Below are 22,673 nucleotides of genomic sequence, written 5' to 3' on the forward strand. Positions count from 1 at the left end.
ACCGCATGATTTCCACGTTGCTGGTGGCCAACCGGGGCGAGATCGCCTGCCGGGTCTTCCGCACCTGCCGCGAGCTGGGCATCCGGACGGTCGCCGTGTACTCCGACGCGGACGAGAACGCCCTGCACGCGCGCGTGGCCGACACGGCCGTACGCCTGCCGGGGGCGGCCCCCGCCGACACCTACCTGCGCGGCGACCTGATCGTGCGGGCCGCCCGCGCCGCCGGCGCCGACGCCGTGCACCCCGGCTACGGCTTCCTCTCCGAGAACCCCGGCTTCGCCCGCGCGGTCCTCGACGCGGGCCTGGTGTGGATCGGCCCGCCGCCCGAGGCCATCGAGGCCATGGCGTCCAAGACCCGCGCCAAGGAGCTGCTGGGCCTGGCCCCGCTGCGCCAGGTCACCGAGGCCGATCTGCCGGTGCTGGTGAAGGCGGCGGCGGGCGGCGGCGGACGCGGCATGCGCGTCGTACGGCGCCTCGCCGACCTCGAGGGAGAACTGACGGCCGCCCGCGCGGAGGCGCTGGCCGCCTTCGGCGACGACGAGGTGTTCACCGAGCCGTACGTCGAGGACGGCCGCCATGTGGAGGTGCAGATCCTCGCCGACACCCACGGCACCGTGTGGGCGCTCGGGACCCGCGACTGCTCCCTCCAGCGCCGCCACCAGAAGGTCGTCGAGGAGGCCCCCGCGCCCGGCCTGAGCTCCGGACTGACCCGCGACCTGCACGAGACCGCCGTACGCGCCGCCCGCGCGGTCGGCTACACCGGCGCCGGAACCGTGGAGTTCCTGGTCTCGGGGGGCCGGGCCCACTTCCTGGAGATGAACACCCGCCTCCAGGTCGAGCACCCCGTCACCGAAGCCGTCTTCGACGTCGACCTGGTCGCCCTCCAGATCCGCGTCGCCGAGGGCCACGCCCTCGAGAACGAGCCCCCACGCGCGCGTGGGCACGCCGTCGAGGCCCGCCTCTACGCCGAGGACCCGGCGAACGGCTGGGCGCCCCAGACCGGCACCCTGCACCACCTCGCCGTCCCGGACGGCGTCCGCCTGGACACCGGCTACACCGGCGGCGACCCGATCGGCGTCCACTACGACCCCCTGATCGCCAAGGCCGTCGCCCACGCGCCCACCCGCGCGGAAGCGATCCGCAGGCTCGCCGGCGCGCTGGAGCGGGCCGCGATCCACGGCCCGGTCACCAACCGCGACCTCCTCGTCCGCTCCCTGCGCCACAAGGAGTTCACCTCCGGCCACATGGACACCGGCTTCTACGACCGGCACCTGGCCGAACTGACCGAGCCCGCACCCGACCCGTACGCCCCGCTCGCCGCCGCCCTCGCCGACGCGCACGGCCGCTCCCGCTTCGGCGGCTGGCGCAACCTGCCCTCCCAGGCGCAGACCAAGCGGTACAGCATGGCCGGCGAGGAGCACGAGGTCCGCTACCGGCACACCCGCGCGGGCGGCCTGGAAGCCGACGGCGTCCGCGTCCTGCACGCCGACGCCCGCCGCGTCGTCCTGGAGGCGGACGGCGTCCGGCGCACGTACACGGTGGCCCGGTACGGCGACGACATCCACGTCGACGGCACGACCCTGCGCGCCCTGCCCCGCTTCCCCGACCCCACCGCCCAGCACGCCCCGGGCTCCCTCCTCGCCCCCATGCCCGGCACGGTCGTCCGCATCGCCGGCGGCCTGACCGAGGGAGCGTCCGTACAGGCCGGACAGCCCCTCCTCTGGCTGGAGGCGATGAAGATGCAACACCAGATCTCGGCCCCCGCGACGGGGACGCTGGAAACCCTGCGCGTAACCCCGGGCCGGCAAGTGGAAGTCGGCACCCTCCTGGCCGTGGTGACCACGACTCCCCAGGGGCGCGGGGAACTGCGCGATCAGCCACCCACCACCCGCAGACCGAAGGAGCCCCGGTGACCACCCACATGGAATCCGAAGAACACAAAGCCCTGCGCGTCGCCGTAGCGGCCCTCGGCACCCGCCACGGCCGCCACCACGACCACCAGGAACTCTGGTCCGAGGCGGGCAAGCTCGGCTACCTGGGCGTCAGCCTGCCGGAGGCGTACGGCGGCGGAGGCGGCGGCATCACCGAACTCTCCATCGTCCTCGAAGAGCTGGGCGCGGCCGGCTGCCCCCTCCTCATGCTCGTCGTCTCCCCGGCCATCTGCGGCACCGTGATCGCCCGCTTCGGCACCGAGGAGCAGAAGCGGACCTGGCTCCCCGGCCTCGCCGACGGCACCCGCCTGATGGCCTTCGGCATCACCGAACCCGACGCGGGCTCCAACAGCCACCGCATCACCACCACGGCCCGCCGCGACGGCGCCGACTGGCTGCTCACCGGCCGCAAGGTCTTCGTCTCCGGCGTCGACATCGCCGACGCGACCCTCATCGTCGGCCGCACCGAGGACGCCCGTACGGGCCGCCTGAAGCCCTGCCTGTTCATCGTCCCCCGGGACGCGCCCGGGTTCGGCCGCCGCAAGATCGACATGGAACTCGCCGCGCAGGAGAAGCAGTTCGAGCTGACCCTGGACGACGTCCGGCTGCCCGCCGAAGCCCTGGTCGGCGGGGGCCCCTCCCACGCTCTCGGCAGCGGGGGAGAGGACGCGGGCCTGCTCCAGCTGTTCGCCGGACTCAACCCGGAGCGGATCATGACGGCCGCGTTCGCGATCGGCATGGGCCGGTACGCGGTCGCCAGAGCCGTCGAGTACGCCCGCGACCGCACCGTCTGGAAGTCCCCCATCGGCGCCCACCAGGCCATCGCCCACCCCCTCGCGCAGGCCCACATCGACCTGGAGCTGGCCCGGCTGATGATGCAGAAGGCCGCCCGCCTGTACGACGCGGGGGACGACGTCGGCGCCGGCGAGGCCTCGAACATGGCCAAGTACGCCGCCGGGGAGGCCTGCGCGAGGGCCGTCGACCAGGCCGTGCACACCCTCGGCGGCAACGGCCTCACCCGCGAGTTCGGCCTCGCCTCGCTCATCACGGCCGCGCGCGTGGCTCGTATCGCACCGGTGAGCCGGGAGATGATTCTCAACTACGTCTCCCACCAGACCCTCGGTCTGCCGAAGTCGTACTGACCCGCCCCCGCGCGAGGAGGAACCGATGTTCCGCAGCGAGTACGCAGACGTCCCGCCCGTGAACCTGCCCATCCACGAGGCGGTCCTGGGCCGCGCCGCCGAGTTCGGCGACGTGCCCGCGCTCGTCGACGGCACCGACGGCACCGACGGCACCGACGGCACCACCCTCTCCTACGAGCGGCCGGACCGGTTCCACCGGCGCGTCGCCGCCGAACTCGCGGGCGGTGTCCGGGAGATCCTCGTCTGCGACAGCGCGCCCGGACACCGCTCCCTCACCGACATGCTCGGCTCCACGGCTCCCGAGCCCTGCGTCGCCATCGACCCCGCCGAGGACCTGGCCGCCCTGCCGTACTCCTCGGGCACCACGGGCACCCCCAAGGGCGTCATGCTCACCCACCGGCAGATCGCCACCAACCTCGCCCAGCTGGAACCCGCCGTCGACGCGGGCCCCGGCGAACGCGTCCTTGCGGTCCTGCCCCGCGCCGCCTCCGGGAAGATCCTGCGCCGCGAACTGCGGGAGCGGGCATGACGTCGATCACGCGTGCGCGCACGCGGGGGATCGAGACCCTGGCCCTCGACTCCCCGCACCACCGCAACGCCCTCTCGGCGGCCCTGGTCGGCGAACTGGCCGACGCCCTCGCCGACTGCGGGAAGCACGACGGCGTCCGCGCGGTCGTCCTCACCCACACCGGCAACACCTTCAGCGCGGGCGCCGACCTGCGCGACCCGCCCGACCCCGACGCGCTGGTCGCCCTGCTCAGGCAGCTCGTCGAACTGCCCAAGCCGGTCGTCGCCCGCGTCACCGGGCACGTCCGCGCGGGCGGCCTCGGCCTGCTCGCCGCCTGCGACATCGCCGCCGCCTCCCACACGGCCACCTTCGCCTTCACCGAGGTACGCATCGGCGTCGCCCCCGCGGTGATCTCCCTGCCGCTGCTGCCCCGCACCGACCCGCGCGCCCTCGCCCGCTACTACCTCACCGGAGAGCGCTTCGACGCCGCCGAAGCCGCCCGCATCGGCCTGCTCACCGCGGCCGACGACGACGTCGACGCCGTGCTGGAACCCGTCCTCGACGGGCTCCGGCGCTCCGCGCCCGAGGCCCTGGCCGAGACGAAACGGCTGCTCACGGCTAGGGTGCTGGAGACCTTCGACCGGGACGCGGCCCAGCTGACCGCGCTCTCGGCCCGGCTGTTCTCCTCCCCGCGGGCCCGCGAGGGGATGACGGCCTTCCTGGAACGACGGGATCCCGCATGGGTGCTGTGACGGAATGGGTGCAGTGACGGAATGAGTGCTGTGACGACAGTCGACCGTGTCCCCAAGCAGGACCGCAGCCGGGCCACCCGGCAACGGCTGCTGGCCGCCGCCGTGGCCTGCCTCGCCGAGCACGGCTGGGCCGGATCCACGGTCTCCGTCGTCGCCGAACGCGCCGGCGTCTCCCGCGGCGCCGCCCAGCACCACTTCCCCACCCGCGAAGACCTCTTCACCGCGGCCGTCGAGTACGTCGCCGAGGAACGCTCCGGCGCCCTGCGCGCCCTCTTCCCCGAGGGCGCCGCGGGCGACCGCCGGGCCGTCGTCTCCGCCCTCGTCGACCTCTACACCGGCCCCCTCTTCCGCGCCGCCCTGCACCTGTGGGTCGCCGCCTCCAACGAGGAGCAGCTGCGCCCCCGGGTCACCGAACTGGAGGCCCGGGTCGGCCGCGAGACCCACCGCATCGCCGTGGAACTCCTCGACGCCGACGAAACCCGCCCCGGCGTCCGCGAGACCGTACAGGGCCTGCTCGACATGGCCCGCGGCCTCGGCCTCGCCAACCTCCTCACCGACGACGCCGTGCGCCGCGATCGGGTGGTGGCGCAGTGGGCGGCGCTGCTCGACGGGGCGCTGGACTGACTGACCGTGGGCGACCGGTTCCAGGTGATCGCCGACCTCGACGCGACCGCCGCCGACGCACCACGCCTCGCGGACCGGGTCGTGGCCTGGCTGGCGGCCGAGGGCGTCGTACGCGCCGGACGCACGCGGTGCGTCCCCGGGCAGCCCCTGGGCCACCCGCCCGGCCCCCACTGGGAGCGGGCCGTGCGCGACGACTGGGACCGGCCGCCCTCCGACGGGCTCGCGGTCCACACCCGGCGCACCGGCTTCACCAGCGGAGCCGACCTGCCGGACGCGGCCGTCTGCCCCCGCTGCACGGCGCCGACCCCGCTGGACGACACGGTGTGGCCGCGCTTCAGCGACGCGATGCGGGCCTGGCACGACACCGGCTCAGCGGCCGTCACCTGCCCGGCCTGCGCCGCGCCCGTCGCCGTACCGGACTGGACCTGGGACGACTGCCCCCTGGCCCTCGCCCACCTCGGCTTCGAGTTCTGGAACTGGCCCGACCTCGACGGCGCCTTCCGGACCCGCCTGACCGGACTCCTGGACGGCCACCGAACGGTGTACCTCTGGGGCGCCTGCTGGCGTCACCCGCCTTACGGACTGAGCCGCTCCACCCGCCAGCTCCCGTCCGGCCGCGCCACGTAGCGCAGCCGGTCGTGCAGCCGGTTCTCCCGGCCCTGCCAGAACTCCACCGACTGCGGCGCCACCCGGAACCCGCCCCAGTCCGGCGGCACCGGCACCTGCTCGCCCTCCGGGTAACGAGTCTCCAGCTCGGCGTAGGCGGCGTCGAGTTCGGCCCGCGTCGGGATCACCGAGGACTGCGCGCTCGCCCACGCGCCGAGCTGGGAGCCGTGCGGCCGGGACCGGAAGTAGGCGGCGGTCTCCTCCCGCCCGGTGCGCCGGGCCACGCCCGAGACGATCACCTGCCGGGCCATCGGATACCAGGGGAACAGCAGCGAGACGTACGGGTTCTGCGCGAGGTCGCGTGCCTTGCGGGATTGGTAGTTGGTGTAGAAGACGAAGCCCTGCTCGTCGAACTGCTTCAGCAGCACCGTGCGCGAGCTGGGCCGCCCCTCGGCGTCCGCGGTGGAGACGACCATCGCGTTGGGCTCGAACAGCCGGCCCTCCGTCGCGGCCTGCCGGAACCAGCGGGCGAACTGCCGCACCGGCGTGGCGGCGAGATCGGCTTCGGCGAGCCCTTCCTCGCGATAGTGCTTGCGCATCACCGACGGGTCGGGGACGGGGGCGGGACGGGCGGCGGAGACGGCGTCATGCTCGGTCACGCGGTCATCTTGCCGTATCGGTCCCGGCGGCCACCCGCGGCGGCGGGCAGCGGTGTCCTTCATCACGCCGTGGCACTGAGTGCCGCGAACCCTCCCCAAGGCTGGCACTCAGGGATATCGTGCTCATGCCGTCCCGGTGTGGGGTGACCGCCCTCCGTACGGGGCATCAGTCGAGTGACCGTTCGAGACCGCGAGCCCGTCCCAGGCCGTGGATCCCAGGGCGGTCACTCACGACCACAGCTGCCGCCGGGCCCGCCCACCACCCGTCGCACACATCACGAGGAGCCGCCTGATGTCCGACTTCGTACCCGGACTCGAAGGAGTCGTCGCGTTCGAGACGGAGATCGCCGAACCGGACAAGGAGGGCGGCGCCCTCAGGTACCGGGGCGTCGACATCGAGGACCTGGTCGGCCAGGTCTCCTTCGGCAACGTCTGGGGCCTGCTCGTCGACGGCGCCTTCAACCCCGGCCTGCCGCCCGCCGAGCCGTTCCCCATCCCCGTGCACTCCGGCGACATCCGCGTCGACGTCCAGTCCGCGCTCGCCATGCTGGCGCCGGTCTGGGGCCTCAAACCCCTCCTCGACATCGACGTCGAACAGGCCCGCGAGGACCTCGCCCGCGCCGCCGTCATGGCCCTGTCCTACGTCGCCCAGTCCGCCCGCGGCCAGGGCCTGCCCATGGTGCCGCAGCGTGAGATCGACAAGGCCCAGTCCGTCGTCGAACGCTTCATGATCCGCTGGCGCGGCGAGCCCGACCCCAAGCACGTCGCCGCGGTCGATGCCTACTGGACCTCGGCCGCCGAGCACGGCATGAACGCCTCCACCTTCACCGCCCGGGTCATCGCCTCCACCGGCGCCGACGTCGCCGCGGCCCTCTCCGGCGCCGTCGGCGCCATGTCCGGCCCCCTCCACGGCGGCGCCCCCTCCCGCGTCCTGCACATGATCGAGGAGATCGAGCGCACCGGCGACGCCGAGGCGTACGTCAAGCAGACCCTCGACAAGGGCGAACGCCTCATGGGCTTCGGCCACCGCGTCTACCGCGCGGAGGACCCCCGCGCCCGTGTCCTGCGCCGCACCGCCCGCGAACTCGGCGCCCCCCGCTTCGAGGTCGCCGAAGCCCTGGAGAAGGCCGCCCTGGCGGAACTCCACGCCCGCCGCCCCGACCGCGTCCTCGCCACCAACGTCGAATTCTGGGCGGCCATCGTCCTGGACTTCGCCGAGGTCCCGGCGCACATGTTCACCTCGATGTTCACCTGCGCCCGTACGGCCGGCTGGTCGGCGCACATCCTGGAACAGAAGCGCACCGGCCGCCTCGTCCGTCCCTCCGCCCGCTACATCGGCCCCGGCCCGCGCGACCCGCGGGAGATCGAGGGGTACGCGGACATCGCCCGGTAGCGGTCACGGACCGAAACGCAGACGACCCGCGAGCCTGGTCCTCCGGAAAGGAGGAGCCGGTCGGACGTACCGGCAGCTCGCGGGTCGGGTGACTGCTTGGGATTGGGCCGGCTGCGCGCATCGCTCACGCGCTGATCCGGCACCGCACTGAGTGTGGTGACGGGCGCTAGCCCGCAGCCACCTCACGCGTCCGGTTCTGATACATCTGCCGAACCACCTCCCTTCTCGTGTACCGCACACCCTAGGAAGTGCCTCCGGGACCGCTCAACCCCTTTTTTCGCGGACCCGTGCTCCAGCGTTCGGTGCCGGGCTCTAGCGTTTGGTACATGACAATGCGGCGGGCGATTCTCAGTGGTTCGGTGTTCGAGGAGCGGATCGGGTATGCCCGGGCCGTGGTGGACGGTGACTGGGTGCATGTCTCCGGGACGACCGGCTACGACTACGCCACCATGACGATCTCCGACGACGTCGTGGAGCAGGCCGAGCAGTGTCTGCGGAACATCGGGGCGGCGCTCGCGGAGGCGGGGTGCACGTTCGCCGACGTGGTGCGGGTGCGGTATCTGCTGCCCGAGCGGGAGGACTTCGAGCCGTGCTGGCCGGTGCTGCGGGAGTGCTTCGGCGAGGTGCGGCCGGCGGCCACGATGATGGTGTGCGGGCTGGCCGACCCGAAGATGAGGATCGAGATCGAGGTGTACGCGCGGCGGCCTGCGGCTTCCTGATTCCTTGATCGCCCGCGGTCTTGATTCCTCGCAATCTTGCGGGAACCATATGTGGGCTGCGTCACGTTCGAGTTGAATGAATGCTCGTGAGCACGACCGACGTGCCGTACGTGCGGACACAGCCTGCAGGGGGTCCAGGTGAGTGCTTCCCGGCGTAGTGGGACCACCGACGAACTCGGGCCGGACGAGCCCGAGCGGGACGGTGCGGATCTGCTGGCCGCACTGCTCGACGGCATGGACGCCGCCTTGTGCGCGTTCGACGCCGACGGAGTCGTCACGCACTGGAACCGCGAGGCCGAGCGGATCCTCGGCTGGACCGCGGCCGAGGCCGTGGGCCGGCACGGGTTCGCCGGCTGGGCGGTGCGCAGCGCGGACGCCGAGGAGGTCGAGGCGCGGCTGCTGTCCGCCATGCACGCGCCGGGCCGGCAGGTGCACGAGTTCGCCCTGCTGACCAAGGACGGCGGCCGGGTCCTGGTGCGCACCCAGTCGGCCGCCGTGCGTGGTCCGGACGGCAAGCCTGCCGGGGTGTACTGCGCCTTCGGCGAGGTGCACACCCAGATCGATCTGGAGCGGTCCATCGCGCTCAGCGAGGCCCTGTTCGAGGACGCCGGCTGGGGAGTCGTGCTGGTCGACGCCGATCTGCGCCCGACGGTCGTCAACGCGCACGCGGCCCGCGCGCTGGGCACGCGGCGTACGGCGATGCTCGGCCGGCCGCTCGGCGATCTGCTCGCCCAGGGCGTGGAGGAACTGGAGGCCGTGCTCACGCATGTGCTGGCCGAGGGCGCGCCGCCCGCGCCCGCCGAGATCTGGGTGGGGGTGCGCACCCCGGAGGGGGAGCGACGGCGCTGCTGGCGCTGCGGGTTCGTCCGGCTGTCCTCGCCGCTCGCGGAGGAGCCGGTGCCGCTCGGTGTGGGCTGGCTGTTCCAGGACGTCACCGAGGCCAAGCAGGGCGAGCAGGAGGCGGCGCTGCTGCGGTTCCGGACCAATCAGCTGCATCGCGCGGCGCGGGCGGCGGCGGAGTGCGAGGACCCGGCGGAGGCGGCGGCCGTCCATCTGGATTTCGCGCTCGCCGGTTTCGCCGATCACGCGCTGATCGACCGGGTCGCGGGCGGTGCGATCGCCGACGGTGAGGACGCGGGCCCGGTGCGGTTGCTGCGGGTCGCGGCCACCCCCTCCGGCGCTCCCGGTCCGACCCTGTCCGCGGGCCGGGCCGGTCTGCCGGTGCGGTACGGGGAGGGGCATCCGGCGTTGCAGTGCGTGGCGCGCACCGGCACCGTGCGGGCCAGCGTGGGCGCGGTGCCGGCCGATCAGGCGCGGGCCTGGGCGCGGGCCCGGCAGTGGCCGGAGGACGCGGTGCACGCGTTGTGCGCGGTGCTGCGGAGCCGGGGGCGGACGCTGGGTGTGGTGACGTTTCTGCGTGGGGGCGGGCGCAGTGCGTTCGAGCGTTCCGACACGTCGTATGCCGAGGATGTCGCTGTGCGGGTCGCCGGGGCGCTGGATCTGGCGGAGCTGGTGGGGCGGGGGGCGCCGTAGGGGGTGCGGGCCGTGGCCGGGTGCGGGCCGGTGGGGGTGTCCGCGCGGTTCCCCGCGCCCCTGATGGTGGTGGTCAGTGGTGGTAGAAGATCCGGTCGCCGTAGTCGTCCAGTACGCGGGCGTTCCACTCGTGGCCGCCGTCGACGTTGCCGGAGCGCAGGAGCGGCGGGTCGATGCCGCGGTCGGCGAGGACGCCGGCGGCGGTGGCCATGGTGGCCTGGAGGAGGGCGGTGGTGACGACGGTGGAGGCGGGGGCGAAGGGCGCCGGGACGCCGTCGAGGGTCAGCTCGGCGTCCCCGACGGCGATCTTCGAGTCGAGGACGATGTCGCAGTGGTCCTTGAGGAAGGTGCCGGAGGCGTGCCGTGAGCCGGTCTGTGCGGCGTAGGCGACGGAGGTGACGCCGATGACGCGGATGCCGAGGGCGCGGGCGTTGACGGCCATCTCCACGGGGAGCGCGTTGCGGCCGGAGAGGGAGACGATCACCAGGGTGTCGCCCGCGCGGAGCGGGGAGCTGTCCAGGACGGCGGCGGCGAGGCCGTCGACGCGTTCCAGGGCGGAGCCCAGGGTCGCGGGCATCACGTCGACGCCGACGACGCCGGGGACGGCGAGCAGGTTCATCAGGGCGAGGCCGCCGGCGCGGTAGACGAGGTCCTGCGCGGCGAGTGAGGAATGGCCGGCGCCGAAGGCGAACAGCCGGCCGCCGGCGGCGACGGTGTCCGCGAGCAGGGTGCCGGCCGCGGTGATGGCCTCGGCCTCCTCGTCGCGGACGCGTTGCAGCAGGCCGATCGCGGCGTCCAGATACCGGTCGGCCAGCTTGCTGTCGCCCATGCGAGCTCCTTCGCGCCGTTGCGGGGGCTGTGCGTGTGTCGCGGATCACCGTGCGGTCTGGACCACTGTGCTGTCAATACGGGGCCGGGGCGGGCCGGGGTGTGGCGCGGGGGCGGGCCGGGGTGCGGCGCGCGGGCGGGCCGGGGTGCGGCGCGCGGGCGGTGCGGGTGTGGCGCGGGACGGTGCGGAAACCGGGCGGCGGAGAGGGCCGATCCGGCCAATGCCCCCTTGGTTTCGGCGGCGCCGCACGGTTGTCAGTGGTATCCGGCAGAATTGATGGCAGGGCCAGCGCAGGAGCCGAGCGCCGTCGAGCCTTCGGCAGAGCTAATCGCAGAGCTAATCGAGGGGCACGTATGTCCGGACTGATCGACACCACGGAGATGTATCTCCGCACCATCCTCGAGCTGGAGGAGGAAGGTGTGGTCCCCATGCGCGCCCGGATCGCCGAGCGGCTCGACCAGAGCGGGCCGACGGTCAGCCAGACGGTGGCGCGGATGGAGCGTGACGGCCTGGTGTCCGTGGCCAGCGACCGGCATCTGGAGCTGACGGAGGAGGGCCGCCGGCTGGCCACCCGGGTGATGCGCAAGCACCGCCTCGCCGAGTGCCTGCTCGTCGATGTGATCGGCCTGGAGTGGGAGCAGGTGCACGCGGAGGCCTGCCGCTGGGAGCACGTGATGAGCGAGGCGGTGGAGCGGCGCGTCCTGGAGCTGCTGCGCCACCCGACCGAGTCGCCGTACGGCAACCCGATCCCGGGCCTGGAGGAGCTGGGCGAGAAGGACGGGGCCGACCCGTTCCTGGACGAGGGCATGGTCTCGCTGGCCGAGCTGGACCCGGGCCTGGAGGGCAAGACGGTGGTGGTCCGCCGGATCGGTGAGCCGATCCAGACGGACGCTCAGCTGATGTACACCCTGCGTCGCGCGGGGGTGCAGCCCGGTTCGGTGGTGAGCGTGACGGAGTCGGCCGGCGGTGTGCTGGTGGGCAGCGGCGGCGAGGCCGCCGAGTTGCAGGCGGACGTCGCCTCCCACGTCTTCGTCGCCAAGCGCTGACACCGGCCGGAACACCGGCCCGAACACCGGCCGGGACCGCTGGTTCCGCTGGCGTACCGCTGGGTGCCGCTGATCCGGCGGCCGCCCGTGAGTGACCCCGGGCGGGCAACGCCCGTGCCCTGAGTGAGCCTTGTGACGTAGTCCCGTCGATCGCGTCGAATCCCGGACTCCGTGTGCCGAATCGCAGCGCCCGGCCGCTTCGCGTGCCAGGCTGTCGCGTGAGGCGGTGACCGTGAGGGGGTGGGCGCGTGGTTGACGGAACGTCCGGTTCCGTGGAGGGCCCCGGCGCCTTGCGGCGCCGGGGCCTGTCCTCCCCTGTTCCGACCCGGAGCCCCGAGCTCTCAGGGTCGTTCCCCTCGGACCGTTTTCCCCGAGCGGTCCGCCTCCCGCTGAAGATCTCCCCCCAGGAACGGCGATCATTCCTCGAACGGGGTCACTCGAACGAGGGGTGTTGCCCGCCCGGACCTCATCCTCGAATGCGCTTTCGATAGTCTGCGGGGGCGGACAGCACACCGCACAGCAGCACCAGAGCACGACCAGCAGGACTCAGGCGTACGAGCGGAGCTTGGGGGGTGCCGGGACCATGGCGCGGCGCATCGAGGTGACCGGAGCGGGCGGGGTACGGCTCGCGGCCTGGGAGTTCGGCGACCCGCCCAAGACCGGCCCCGATCCGGCACCCGCCGCCCCCGGAGTGCTGTTACTCCACGGCCTCATGGGCCGCGCCTCCCACTGGGCCCCCACCGCCCGCTGGCTCTCCGAACGCCACCGCGCCGTCGCACTCGACCAGCGCGGCCACGGCCAGAGCGAGAAACCCCCGCAGGCCGCCCTCACCCGGGAGGCCTACGTCGACGACGCCGAAGCGGCCCTGGAACAGCTCGGCCTCGCCCCCGCCGTCCTGATCGGTCACGCCATGGGCGCGCTGACCGCCTGGCAGCTCGCCGCCAAACGCCCCGACCTGGTCCGCGCCCTGATCATCTGTGACATGCGGGCCTCCGCGCTCGGCGCCGCCTCGCAGCGCGAGTGGACCGACTGGTTCAGGTCCTGGCCGGTGCCGTTCACCACCCTCGCCGACGTCCGCAAGTGGTTCGGCGAGGACGACCCCTGGCTGGAGCGGCCCAACCCGGCCCGCGGCGCCTTCTACGCCGAGGTCATGACCGAGACCCCGGACGGCTGGCGGCCCGTCTTCGAGCCCGAGCAGATGCTGAGGTCCCGCGAGACCTGGGTCTACGACGCCCACTGGGAGGAACTGGCCCAGGTCCGCTGCCCCACCCTGGTGGTCCGCGGGCTCGACGGCGAACTGGGCCGGGCCGAGGCACAGGAGATGGTCCGGGTGCTGCCCCGGGGCGCGTACGCGGAGGTGGCCGACGCCGGCCATCTCGTCCACCACGACCAGCCGGCGGCCTGGCGCGCGGCGATCGAGCCGTTCCTGGAGGGCGTCCGCGCGCTCTGAGCCCCGTACGACCGGCCCTACTTCCCGCCCGTGACCGTCAGGAACCCCACCGCCCCCGCCGCCACCAGCAGCACTGCCAGCAGGCACCAGCGGCGGGCGGTGTGCAGGGCGGCGCGGATCTGCCAGACGTGGGCCATGGCGAGCAGCCAGCGGACATAGGGGTCGGTGCGGGCGACGTTCGCGCGGGCGCGCTCCAGGTGCCGCCCGAGCAGCCGGCGGCGGCCCGGGTCGGTCTCGGCGGCCAGCGCCCGCTGGATGTTCGCGGCGACGACCCGGTGCCGCAGCAGATCGTCCACCCCGGTCGCGGCGGTGCCGAAGAAGTCGCCGGGAGCGGCGTCGAGCAGCTCCCGCAGCCCGCGCAGCGCCGGTTCGCCGAGGGTGGCGGTCGTGGTGACCGGCGGGATGAGCACCCGGCTGACCTGCCACACCGCCAGGCTCACCCCGCCCAGCGCGACCAGCAGCGCCACCCCGGCGATCACCGCGTCCCCGAGCCCGTGCACCTTGCCCACGGCGACCAGCGGCCCGCCGCCGATCAGCGCGGCGCCCACCATCCCGAACGCGGCGATCATCCACCGGGCCGCCGCGCGCAGTTCGGGCACGGCGTCGAGGGGAGAGGGCAGCGCGTCGAACGGCAGCGGCGGCGCCGCGGCACCCGTGCCGGGCGGCGGCGTGGTCACCGGTCCTCGGCCGGATCGCGATCCGACCTGGCCACCAGGAACGGCGTCCCGTCGTCCTCGGCCACGTCCGGATACGGCACCCAGTCGGTGCCGTCGTAGAACTCCAGGTCGCCGTTCTCACCGAGCCGTACGTCGTTCACCCGCGGCTGCTCCGGCTCCGCCATACACCCCTCACCCACCCCGCGCTCACTCACCGCCGACGCTCACCGACGGTCCTGTTCGATGTTCTTGATGCACCGCAGCACGGCCGAAACCACCGCCCGCTGGGTCGGCTGGCCCAGCCGCCCGGCGAGGGCCGGGTCGCGGGCGCCGGCCACGATCTCCGCCAGCACCGGGGCCAGTTCGGCCAGCACGGGGTCGGCGCGAAAGCCGTCAAGGCTCTCCCGGGTGAGCGCGCCGTCGTCACCGAGGCCCGTGACGGCGGCGGCGAGACTGCCGAGCACCAGACCGAGATGCATGGCCGGCCACAGGGCGACCGGCACCTCGTCCCCGCTTGCCGGCTCGCTCGTCCCCTCGCCTGTCCCCTCACCTGTCGTCCCGCTCCGCAGCGCGGCCAGCGCACGGGCCGCGACGGGCGCGTCCAGCGGCCCGAGACCGGCGACGACCAGCCCGTCCCGCTCCCCGTCGAGGATCCGCCCCAGCACCCCCGCCAGCGCCGCGAACCGCGGATCCAGCGCGCCGTACCGAGCGAGCTGTTGACGCACCTTCACCCGGGCCGCCGTGTTGCCCCGCCCGGCGGACACCAGCCCCGCGAGCACCGGTTCCCAGACCAGCGCCCACACGGCCGCCACGGCAGCGGCGGACCCGGAGGCCCGCCCCGCGCCCCCGTCCTCCCCCTCCCCCCTCTCCCTCTCCTGCCTCTCTTCCTCCGCTGCCGCCAGCGCCCGGGCCCGCGCCACCAGCCCGGTCAGCGCCTCACGGACCCGCCCCGGATCTCCGGCCACCCGCGTGAGCAGCCCCTCCAGGGCGACCCCCGGCACCTCGCCCACCCGCGCGCACAGCACCGCCGGATCGTCCGGCGGGTCGGCGGCCTCCGCCCCGAACACCCGCAGGTCGTGGGCGACGGCCGGCACCGCGTCCGCCGTCCGCCCCCCGGTCAGCACCCCCAGCAGCGCACCGGCCAGATGGTGGGCGACCGCGCCCGGCGCGTCCCGGGCGTGCGCGTGCAGAAAGCCGCCGAAGTTGGCGTGGCCGACCGCGACGGTCGCCGGGACGCCGGCGCGGTAGGCGTAGCGCAGGCAGTCCCGGCCCCGGGCGAGGGCGAGCGCACCGCGCCCGCGGGCGTCCTCCACGGTCGCCAGAGCGCCGTAGATCTCCCCGAGGTGCAGGGGATCGTCGGCGGCCTCGAAGATCTCCCGGCACCGTTCCAGGACCTCCAGGGACTCCCGCGCGCGGCCCAGCCGCAGCAGGGGCAGATACGAGGGGAAGAGGGCCTGGGCCAGATCGGCGCCGGACGCGCCCCGCCCCGACTTGGACGCGCACAGCTGAGCGTTGTACTCCAGCGCCGTCTCCCACCGCTCCGCGTGCACCGCGGCCCGCTGCACGGTGTCGCAGAACTCCTCCCAGACCTCCCACCACTGCACGCCATCCGGCTCCCGCCGTTCCCGCGGCAGCGCGTCCATCCGGCGGCGCAGCCCCGGCGCCTCGGCCAGCACCGCCTCCGCCTCCGCCCGCTCCACCCGCACATGCAGCCGGTGCACCTCGCCGAGCAGCCGGGTCCAGGCGCCCAGCGAGGACCGCCGGGCGTGCTCGGTCTCGGCCCCGGCGAAGGCCAGCGCCTCGTCCAGCCGTCCCGCGCGCAGGCACAGCCCGGCGAGCGAACCGGCCGCCATGGCCGCCGCCGTGTGGTCAGCCGCCGCCAGGGCGGCGGCCAGTTCCGCGCGGGCCTGCCGTTCGGCGGTCGCCGGATCGGTCGCCCACAGCACCTCGGCCAGCGCGCCCGAGGACGGCCGGGCGCCGCCGTGGGCGGCGGCGAGGGCGGCGACCCGGCGCAGTACGGGCAGCACGCGCGCGCGGGTGGGCCGGGTGCCGTCCCGGCGCAGTACGGCGTGCAGCAGGGCCTCGGCGCCCTCCCCCTGCCGGATGCGGATCAGGTAGGGCGCGGCGGCCAGTCCGGCCCGCGCCAGCACCGGACCGGCGAGCCGCGCCCCCTCGGCGCCGGTCCCCTCCCGGTCCCAGGCCATGGCGAAGACCCGCACCCAGTACCCGGCCAGCCGCTCGTCCACCAGCCGCCGGAACTCCGCCCCGGCCCTCCGCCGCCCCTCGGCGGCCACGACGGACTGGATGTCGTACGACTCGGAAGCGGGCACGGGGCCCGGCCGCGGCGTGACCAGACCGCACGCCACCAGGGCCGCCGTCCCGCTCCCGGCCGGCTCCTCCGGGTGGCCCGGACGGGCGGACAGCTCCGGCCAGTTGTGGTCGACGACGGGGCGCGTGCGGTCGTCCTCCTCCAGACAGCACAGGAAGTGGAACAGGTCGCGGTGGGCGGGCGGGAGCCCGTCGGCGATGCCGTCCGCCCAGGCGCGCAGGACGCGCAGACAGTCACGGCCGTCACCGCTCCCGTCGTCACCGGGCCGCCCGGTCGTGAAGAAACTCTCCGGCAGCCCGCCGCCCTCCGCCCGGGCCCGCCCGGCGGCCTCCAGCAGCGCCGCCGGCCGCGCCGGGTCGGCGGCCTGCGCGTCGGCCAGCTCCAGCAGCTGGGGATGGCCGCGGGTCACGTCCAGCAGCGCGGTGACATACCGCCGCCCCGTGCTCGCCGGTACGCCGGGCAGCCGCCCGTCGGCCAGCGCCGCCAGGTGGGGCAGCTCCCGGGCGAGCAGCACGGACTCGTCCCGGTCGAGCAGGTCGACCGGTTCGGTGGGCAGCAGGGGTCCGGCGTCCGGCGGCCGCACCCGGCCCGTGACCACCAGCCGTCCGGCGCCGGCCCGCGCGGTCAGCCCCGCGAGCAGCCGCCCCCACCGCCCGTCCCGCCAGCCGCCGTCCGGGGCGAGCAGCCCGTCCACCCGGTCCACCACGACCAGCAGGCGCCGCCGGTCCAGACAGCCCGCGACGGCCGCGACGAACTCCCCGAACCGCGCCGGGGCGTCGAGCAGCGGCGCGCACTCCAGTCCCGGCACCGCCCGTTCGAGGGCCAGCGCGAGCGCGGCGAGCACCGAGCCCGGCTCCGCCTCCTCCGGCACCCCGCACCACACCACCCCCTCGAAGGCATGCGCGTGCGTGGCCGCCAGCTCCCGCGCACACGCCGTCTTCCCCGCCCCCGGCATCCCCAGCAGCACCACCCCGCACATGCCACCACGCGGCGCCAGCGCGGCACTGGCCCGCGCCATCACCCCACCCCGCCCGACGAACCGCTCAGCGACACCGGGGGCTGCGCCGCCCCCGGCGACGAAAACGTCCCCCTCGCACGGCCCCGGCTCCGAATCCGCGGCCGTGCTCGCGCGCGGGCTCCGCCCGGAATCGGCACCCCCGCCCGGCCCCGCCGCCGGCCGCAGCCCCGCCGTCAGCCGCAGCCCCGCCGCCCGTGCCCCGAAGAGTGCCGGAGTGACGGACTGGAGCGCCGGATCGGGTGACTCCGAGGCGGCGGTCACCGCCTCCGTCAGCGCCTCGGGCAGAGCGCGGCCGTCCCGGAGCAGCAGTCCGTACAGCGACTCCGCGAGGGCGATCGCGAAGGAGTCGGCGACCGGGTAGCGCATGGCGAGCACCGCGCAGTCCAGTCGCTCGACCAGTTCCCCGGCCAGCGCGCCCACCGTCTCCACACGAGGCCCGGCGCCCTCGTCCGGCTCGTCGTCCCCGGTGGGCACGCCCAGCGCCCGTCGCTGTTCCCGGGCGGCCAGCGCCCCGGACCAGCAGGCGGACAGCGTGACCAGGCGGACCCCGCGCGCCCCCGCGAGCAGCCGGGCCAGGTCGGGCGCGGGCACGCGGTCCGGTCGCCCGGTGTCGGTCTCCAGGAGCAGTTCGCCGGGGGTGCCGTGGGCGGAGACATGGACGACGTCCCAGCCGTCCGGCCGCTCCAGCAGAGCCCGGAGCCGGTCACGTGTCACCCCGTACTGGAGGGTGTGCAGCCGCACCGCCCGCCCGGCCCGGTCGCACAGCCGGGTGAGTGCCATCCGCTCGCGCCGCAGGTTCAGGGCCCGGCTGCCCTCGGGCAGGCTGAACAGGGCCAGCATCCGCACCGGACGCCCGGCGGCGGACGCGTCCGGATCCCGCGGCCGCGCGTCGCCGATCTGCGTGACCGGGGTCAGGCCCCACGCGGCCAGGGGACGCCCCCGCAGACGGGCCAGCTCCAGCGGCACGTACAGCAGCCGCCGCGCCTGCGGGACGTCCGCCGGGAGCACCACGCGCAGCACCGCCGGGGCCGTGTCCGGCAGGAGCCCGGCCAGCGGTCCGAGGATCCGGTCCCCGGCCCACGCGCCGACCTCCCGCACGATCTCCCGCTCCCGGGTCACCCGCTGGTCGGGCGCGGTGTTCCGGCGCACATACCCGGGGAGGTCGAGGAACGCCTCGTACTGCGGCGCCTCCGGGTCCAGCCGCACCGCGTGCCGGGCCAGCACCCGCCCGTCCGGCGCGCACAGCTCCCAGCGCCACCGGTCGGGTCCGGCGAAGTCCCGCACGCGCAGGATGAGTTCGCGCACGGCTCAGAGCCCGAGCATCCGGCGCAGCGCCCGCAGCTGCCGCACCGAGTCCCGTACGGCCGCGCGGGCCGGGTGGGACGACGGGAGCTCCCGCAGTGCCTGTTCGTACATCTGCTGTGCCTCGGCCAGGTGCCGCACCTGCCCGCTCTGCGCCAGTCCCGCCAGCGCGCCGCCGAGGTTGACCAGGCGCACCGGGTGCATCGGGTCGTGCCGCGGGGTGTGGTCGAGGGCGGACCGGGCGTACCGGACGGCTTCGTGCAGGGCGGTGGGGTCGGGGTGCCTGCGGGCCCGGCGCAGCAGGGCGTTGGCGAGGTTGGACTCGGTGCCGGCGTACTCGGGGTGGCTGGTGGCGAGGACGTCGAGGCAGCCGCGGTACAGGGCGATCGCCTCGTCGATGTCCGCGGTCCGGCCGCGGTGGTCGAACGCCTCCTGCAACGACGTGGCCAGCGAGGACATGTGGCGGCCCAGCTCGGGGTCGCCCGGCGGGGAGGCGTCGACCGCCTGCCGCCCGTAGGCCAGCGACAGGTCGAGCTGCCCGGGGTCACGCTCCCGTTCCCAGCGCAGCCGGTGCAGCATGCACAGCGCGGACAGCGCGGAGGCGTGGTGCGGATCGGACTCGGGATGGCGGTCCCGGGCCCGCTCGGCGGCGGTCACCGCGCCCCGCAGCAGCGTCACGTCCCCCGTCTGCCCGTACGCCAGCCGCAGCCGGTCGGCGACTTCCAGGGCATCGTCGGACGGGCCGACCGAGGGGACCTGCGGCGTCCCGGACCTCTTCGGCCTGCCGAACCATCGGGCCACAGTCGCCCCCCGCGTAGGTGGATGCCGTCCACGACCCCTACGAGATTGCCGAACTGCCGTCCCTCGAAACCGAATCCGTCACGCTTTGCTGACCGCCGTCAGGATCTCCGGCAGCCGCGCGGCGGTGCGCGGCGCGGCCAGTCGCAGACCGGCGTAGGCGATTGCCGCCCCGTAGACGGTGCCGGCCGGCAGCAGCAGCCGGCCCCACTCCGCGGCGTCCGTGCCCGTGCGGAACCAGATCGTCGCCACGATGACGGGGGCGCACAGGACGGCGCCGGCCACCATCCCGCCGAAGATGGAGATCCAGGCGAGCCCGACCTGTCCGGGGGCCACGTTCTTGTAGCCCTCCTGCGGGATGGAGTACGGGAACCGGGCCGAGGTCCACGCCCCGGTCGCCAGCATCGCCCCGAGCAGCGCGAAGGACAGCCCCAGCGTCTCCGGCAGCCGCGCCCAGTCGCCGAGCAGCGCCGTCGTCAGAACGGTGACCAGGGTGGCGTACGGCAGGGTGATCACCAGCAGGGCCAGCGCCCGCGCGCGCAGCTCGACGTAGGCGTCCCGGGTGGACGAGATCGTCATCGCCACCATCCAGAACGCGGAGGTGTCCTGCCCGAACTGGTTGTACATCTGGATGCCGAGCATGCCCGCCGCGAAACAGGCGAAGTAGACCGACCCGGTGCCCTGGAGCGCGTTGAACACCGGCACGATCAGCCCGATCGCCAGCGAGGTCACCCACGCGGCCTTGGTCTTCGGGTCCCGCCACACATAGCGCAGGGTGCGCTCCATCACCGTCCCGGTCCGCCCGCCGGGCAGCAGCCGCCCGAGCCGCGTCGAGGGCCGCTCCCGCCCGGCCGTCTCGGCGCCGTGCAGCGTGGATCCGTCCGGCGAGGTCATCAGCCGGGTCAGGTGCCGTGCCCATACGGCGATCAGCGCGGCGAGCGCGAGCCCGCTGAGCGCGAGTTGCCCGGCCGCCGTCCCGTACGCGCCCTCGCTCACCGAGTGCACCGCGCCGAGCGCCGACGCCGGCGGCACCCAGCGCAGTACGTCCGCCACCGGATCGAGCTGCCCGAGCCCGGCGGAGCCGAGCCGCTGCGCCCCGAAGTTGACGACCTGCGCGCCGACCGCCACGACCAGCCCGCTCAGCACCGCCAGATCCCGCCCCCGGCGGGAGGTCAGCAGCCGGATGTTGGCGGCGGCGACGGCCCGCGCGAGGGCCACGCAGACGAGCAGCGCCAGCGCGACCGCGACGATCCCGACGACGTACGCCGCCGCCCCGCGCGCCACCGTGATCACCGAACCGGCGAACAGGCACACCGTGAACAGCGGCCCCATCCCGACCAGCGAGGCCGCGAGCAGCGCCCGCACCAGCGGCCGGGGCCGCAGCGGCAGCATCACCAGCCGGGTCGGATCGAGGGTCTCGTCGCCGCCGGGGAAGAACAGCGGCATCACCGCCCACCCCAGCCCCAGCACCGCCACCAGCAGCACCACCAGGGAGTCGGCGTGCGCGGTGCCGCGCAGCAGGACCAGGCCCAGCACCTGGAGCACGGCGAACAGCAGGGTGACGACCACCGACGCGACGTAGGCGGCCTTGCGCCCGCCGGACTGCCGCAGCCCGTTGCGCAGCAGGGACAGCTTCAGCCGTACGACGGTGGCGGTGACGTTCGCTTCCGTGGCCGCGCTCACCGGGCGCCGCCGCCGAGCCAGTCGAGGTCGGTCCCGGCGTTCCGCCCGTGCGCGCCGACCAGTTCCAGGAAGGCCCGCTGGAGGGTGGGCGCGGTGCCGCGCACCTCGGCGAGGGTGCCGTGCGCGCGGATGCGCCCGGCGGCCATGACGGCCACCCAGTCGCACAGCGACTCGACCAGTTCCATCACATGGGAGGAGAAGACGACGGTGGCGCCGGACGCGGTGTACCGCTCCAGGACGCCCCGGATGGTCTGGGCGGAGACCGGGTCGACGCCCTCGAACGGCTCGTCGAGGAAGAGCACCTCGGGGTTGTGCAGCAGGGCCGCCGCGAGCCCGATCTTCTTGCGCATACCGGTGGAGTAGTCGACGACCAGCTTGTGCTGGGCGCCCGCCAGGTCCAGCACGTCCAACAGCTGGGCCGCCCGCTTGTCCACCTCTGCCCCGGGCAGGCCGCGCAGCCTGCCCGTGTACGCCAGCAGCTCCCGCCCCGACAGCCGCTCGAACAGGCGCAGTCCCTCGGGGAGCACCCCGATCCGTGCCTTCACCTCGACGGGGTCCCGCCACACGTCGTGCCCGACCACCTCGACGGTCCCCTGATCGGGCCGCAGCAGCCCCGTCACCATGGAGAGCGTGGTGGTCTTCCCGGCCCCGTTGGGCCCGACCAGCCCGACGAACTTCCCCGCGGGCAACTCCAGATCGATCCCGGCGACAGCGACTTGCTGCCCGAACCGCTTCCAGAGCCCATGAACACGTACAGCGGCTGAGGTCATGTCCGAACCCTACGGTCGGACGATCCGCCCGAGAGGCGCGGGCCCTGCCGATATGCGGCTGCGCCGCGCGGGCGCGAGCAACCACGCACGACCCGCGGCCGCCGACGATCGTCAGCCAGGCAGCCGGCCCGGCGTCATCGGTCCCGCCCGCACGCGTAGGCGAGCGGCGAGATCAGCTCCTCGGCGTCCGGCAGCCACCGATTCGCCGGAGTCGGCCGGCACGCCCACTGCACGGCCCCCCGCGACCCGTACCGCGTAGGCGGCGCGGCCACATAGCCGCCCTCCCCCAGCGCCGCCAGATCCAGCGACGCCGGCGACCAGCCCAGCTTCCGCACCAGGTCCGGCACCTTCGCCGCCGCACCGGGAAGCACGAAGAACTGCATCCGTCGCGTCGGCGTCAACGTCACCGGGCCCAGGGTGAGTTCCATGCGCTCCATGCGCGCCAGCGCGAGGAAGCCGGCCGTCTCCGGCACGGAGATGGCGTCGAACGTGCGCCCCGTCGGCAGCAGGATCGACGCGTTCGGCTGCTTCTGCCACATACGGCGCGCCACGGTCGCGCTGCCGGTCGCCTGGGTCGCCCAGTCCGCGCGCGCGGGGTGCGCGCCCGGCTCCTCGCACAGGGCGTTGCCGCAGGAGCAGCGCTGCTGTCCGTCGACGGCCTCCAGCCAGGTGCCCGGGAACACGTCCCAGTGGCGTTCCTCGGCGTAGCGAACGGCGGTCTCCAGCAGCGATTCCCCGCGCTGCTTCGGAATCTGTGCGGCTTCGGTGGCCGGGATCGTCTTTTCCACGTGGAACTCAACTCCCGCACCCACCTCGGGTTACGGCTCCGGCCGCGCGCGGGGGAGGAGCATCGATTCGGCGTCCGGGGCGCATGGGTGCACGGGTGGGGGCGCGCGGGAGGATCCGCGGCGGCGCTTGGGTAGCC

19 protein-coding genes and 1 pseudogene are annotated in these 22,673 nt (G+C 74.6%); 11 read left to right on the forward strand and 9 right to left on the reverse strand.

Annotated elements, in window-relative coordinates:
• Positions 1-5 precede the first annotated feature (5 nt).
• The 6 genes and pseudogenes from VE614_RS31095 (at position 6) to VE614_RS31120 (ending at position 5,584) form a co-directional block, all read left to right on the forward strand.
• Positions 6-1,913, forward strand: a complete 1,908-nt coding sequence (locus VE614_RS31095) for an acetyl/propionyl/methylcrotonyl-CoA carboxylase subunit alpha (RefSeq protein WP_324944773.1) — start codon at positions 6-8, stop codon at positions 1,911-1,913.
• 8 nt (positions 1,914-1,921) lie between these two features.
• A complete protein-coding gene (locus VE614_RS31100) occupies positions 1,922-3,073 on the forward strand; it encodes an acyl-CoA dehydrogenase family protein (protein ID WP_324944940.1) in 1,152 nt (383 codons plus the stop codon).
• 25 nt (positions 3,074-3,098) lie between these two features.
• Positions 3,099-3,551 (forward strand): annotated as a pseudogene (locus tag VE614_RS31105) (AMP-binding protein); the annotation flags it as partial.
• 47 nt (positions 3,552-3,598) lie between these two features.
• Positions 3,599-4,333 (forward strand): enoyl-CoA hydratase family protein, encoded by a 735-nt coding sequence (locus VE614_RS31110; RefSeq protein ID WP_324944776.1) that lies wholly within the window; start codon positions 3,599-3,601, stop codon positions 4,331-4,333.
• 21 nt (positions 4,334-4,354) lie between these two features.
• Positions 4,355-4,957 carry a TetR/AcrR family transcriptional regulator gene (locus VE614_RS31115; protein WP_324944779.1) on the forward strand — a complete coding sequence of 201 codons (603 nt, stop codon included), beginning with the start codon at positions 4,355-4,357 and terminating at the stop codon, positions 4,955-4,957.
• A 6-nt stretch (positions 4,958-4,963) separates the two neighbouring features.
• Positions 4,964-5,584, forward strand: coding sequence for a hypothetical protein (locus VE614_RS31120; protein WP_324944782.1), 621 nt, complete (start codon positions 4,964-4,966; stop codon positions 5,582-5,584).
• Here the strand turns inward: VE614_RS31120 and pdxH are convergent.
• The gene (pdxH, locus tag VE614_RS31125; RefSeq protein ID WP_414719675.1) at positions 5,533-6,222 is read right to left on the reverse strand and encodes a pyridoxamine 5'-phosphate oxidase; all 690 of its coding nucleotides are present in this window, start codon (positions 6,220-6,222) and stop codon (positions 5,533-5,535) included. The genes VE614_RS31120 and pdxH overlap by 52 nt on opposite strands.
• A gap of 292 nt (positions 6,223-6,514) precedes the next feature.
• Here pdxH and VE614_RS31130 point away from each other — a divergent pair, with 292 nt between their 5' ends.
• The 3 genes from VE614_RS31130 (at position 6,515) to VE614_RS31140 (ending at position 9,867) form a co-directional block, all read left to right on the forward strand.
• Positions 6,515-7,615 carry a citrate synthase 2 gene (locus VE614_RS31130; RefSeq protein ID WP_324944785.1) on the forward strand — a complete coding sequence of 367 codons (1,101 nt, stop codon included), beginning with the start codon at positions 6,515-6,517 and terminating at the stop codon, positions 7,613-7,615.
• Between the two features lie 326 nt (positions 7,616-7,941).
• Positions 7,942-8,334, forward strand: a complete 393-nt coding sequence (locus tag VE614_RS31135; protein WP_324944788.1) for a RidA family protein — start codon at positions 7,942-7,944, stop codon at positions 8,332-8,334.
• A 138-nt stretch (positions 8,335-8,472) separates the two neighbouring features.
• Positions 8,473-9,867 carry a PAS domain-containing protein gene (locus tag VE614_RS31140; protein ID WP_324944792.1) on the forward strand — a complete coding sequence of 465 codons (1,395 nt, stop codon included), beginning with the start codon at positions 8,473-8,475 and terminating at the stop codon, positions 9,865-9,867.
• Positions 9,868-9,940: 73 nt separating this feature from the next.
• Here the strand turns inward: VE614_RS31140 and VE614_RS31145 are convergent, their stop codons facing one another.
• Positions 9,941-10,696 carry an SIS domain-containing protein gene (locus VE614_RS31145; protein ID WP_324944795.1) on the reverse strand — a complete coding sequence of 252 codons (756 nt, stop codon included), beginning with the start codon at positions 10,694-10,696 and terminating at the stop codon, positions 9,941-9,943.
• Positions 10,697-11,049: 353 nt separating this feature from the next.
• On the opposite strand from VE614_RS31145, the gene VE614_RS31150 reads away from it, so the two are divergent.
• Both VE614_RS31150 and VE614_RS31155 read left to right on the forward strand, forming a co-directional pair.
• Positions 11,050-11,742, forward strand: a complete 693-nt coding sequence (locus VE614_RS31150) for a metal-dependent transcriptional regulator (RefSeq protein WP_324944798.1) — start codon at positions 11,050-11,052, stop codon at positions 11,740-11,742.
• A 583-nt stretch (positions 11,743-12,325) separates the two neighbouring features.
• Complete coding sequence (locus VE614_RS31155) at positions 12,326-13,192, forward strand: alpha/beta hydrolase (protein WP_324944801.1); 867 nt, start codon at positions 12,326-12,328, stop codon at positions 13,190-13,192.
• 17 nt (positions 13,193-13,209) lie between these two features.
• Here VE614_RS31155 and VE614_RS31160 read toward each other — a convergent pair whose 3' ends face one another.
• The 7 genes from VE614_RS31160 to VE614_RS31190 all read right to left on the reverse strand — a co-directional run bounded on the left by VE614_RS31160 (position 13,210) and on the right by VE614_RS31190 (position 22,536).
• Positions 13,210-13,869, reverse strand: coding sequence for a hypothetical protein (locus tag VE614_RS31160; RefSeq protein ID WP_324944804.1), 660 nt, complete (start codon positions 13,867-13,869; stop codon positions 13,210-13,212).
• A complete protein-coding gene (locus tag VE614_RS31165) occupies positions 13,866-14,033 on the reverse strand; it encodes a hypothetical protein (RefSeq protein ID WP_324944808.1) in 168 nt (55 codons plus the stop codon). Before VE614_RS31165 ends, VE614_RS31160 begins: the two co-directional genes overlap by 4 nt.
• A gap of 39 nt (positions 14,034-14,072) precedes the next feature.
• A complete protein-coding gene (locus VE614_RS31170; RefSeq protein WP_324944811.1) occupies positions 14,073-18,500 on the reverse strand; it encodes a CHAT domain-containing protein in 4,428 nt (1,475 codons plus the stop codon).
• Positions 18,501-18,503: 3 nt separating this feature from the next.
• Complete coding sequence (locus tag VE614_RS31175) at positions 18,504-19,298, reverse strand: hypothetical protein (protein WP_324944814.1); 795 nt, start codon at positions 19,296-19,298, stop codon at positions 18,504-18,506.
• A 78-nt stretch (positions 19,299-19,376) separates the two neighbouring features.
• Positions 19,377-20,978 (reverse strand): transporter, encoded by a 1,602-nt coding sequence (locus tag VE614_RS31180; protein ID WP_324944818.1) that lies wholly within the window; start codon positions 20,976-20,978, stop codon positions 19,377-19,379.
• Positions 20,975-21,748 carry an ABC transporter ATP-binding protein gene (locus VE614_RS31185; protein WP_324944821.1) on the reverse strand — a complete coding sequence of 258 codons (774 nt, stop codon included), beginning with the start codon at positions 21,746-21,748 and terminating at the stop codon, positions 20,975-20,977. The genes VE614_RS31180 and VE614_RS31185 overlap by 4 nt, the downstream gene beginning before the upstream one ends.
• Positions 21,749-21,882: 134 nt before the next feature.
• On the reverse strand, positions 21,883-22,536 hold the full coding sequence (locus tag VE614_RS31190) for a bifunctional DNA primase/polymerase (protein ID WP_324944824.1): 654 nt from the start codon (positions 22,534-22,536) through the stop codon (positions 21,883-21,885).
• Between the last annotated feature and the right edge of the window lie 137 nt (positions 22,537-22,673).

Origin of the sequence: Streptomyces sp., from assembly GCF_035645055.1 — a bacterium.
Lineage (GTDB): Bacteria > Actinomycetota > Actinomycetes > Streptomycetales > Streptomycetaceae > Streptomyces.

Excerpts from the sequence above, each read along its gene's own strand:
- VE614_RS31095 (WP_324944773.1), top strand. The coding sequence starts at position 6 with ATGATTTCCACGTTGCTGGTGGCCAACCGGGGCGAGATCGCCTGCCGG.
- VE614_RS31185 (WP_324944821.1), bottom strand. The coding sequence starts at position 21,748 with ATGACCTCAGCCGCTGTACGTGTTCATGGGCTCTGGAAGCGGTTCGGG.
- VE614_RS31110 (WP_324944776.1), top strand. The coding sequence starts at position 3,599 with ATGACGTCGATCACGCGTGCGCGCACGCGGGGGATCGAGACCCTGGCC.
- VE614_RS31145 (WP_324944795.1), bottom strand. The coding sequence starts at position 10,696 with ATGGGCGACAGCAAGCTGGCCGACCGGTATCTGGACGCCGCGATCGGC.
- VE614_RS31165 (WP_324944808.1), bottom strand. The coding sequence starts at position 14,033 with ATGGCGGAGCCGGAGCAGCCGCGGGTGAACGACGTACGGCTCGGTGAG.
- VE614_RS31115 (WP_324944779.1), top strand. The coding sequence starts at position 4,355 with ATGAGTGCTGTGACGACAGTCGACCGTGTCCCCAAGCAGGACCGCAGC.
- VE614_RS31135 (WP_324944788.1), top strand. The coding sequence starts at position 7,942 with ATGACAATGCGGCGGGCGATTCTCAGTGGTTCGGTGTTCGAGGAGCGG.
- VE614_RS31155 (WP_324944801.1), top strand. The coding sequence starts at position 12,326 with ATGGCGCGGCGCATCGAGGTGACCGGAGCGGGCGGGGTACGGCTCGCG.
- VE614_RS31130 (WP_324944785.1), top strand. The coding sequence starts at position 6,515 with ATGTCCGACTTCGTACCCGGACTCGAAGGAGTCGTCGCGTTCGAGACG.
- VE614_RS31150 (WP_324944798.1), top strand. The coding sequence starts at position 11,050 with ATGTCCGGACTGATCGACACCACGGAGATGTATCTCCGCACCATCCTC.
- VE614_RS31100 (WP_324944940.1), top strand. The coding sequence starts at position 1,922 with ATGGAATCCGAAGAACACAAAGCCCTGCGCGTCGCCGTAGCGGCCCTC.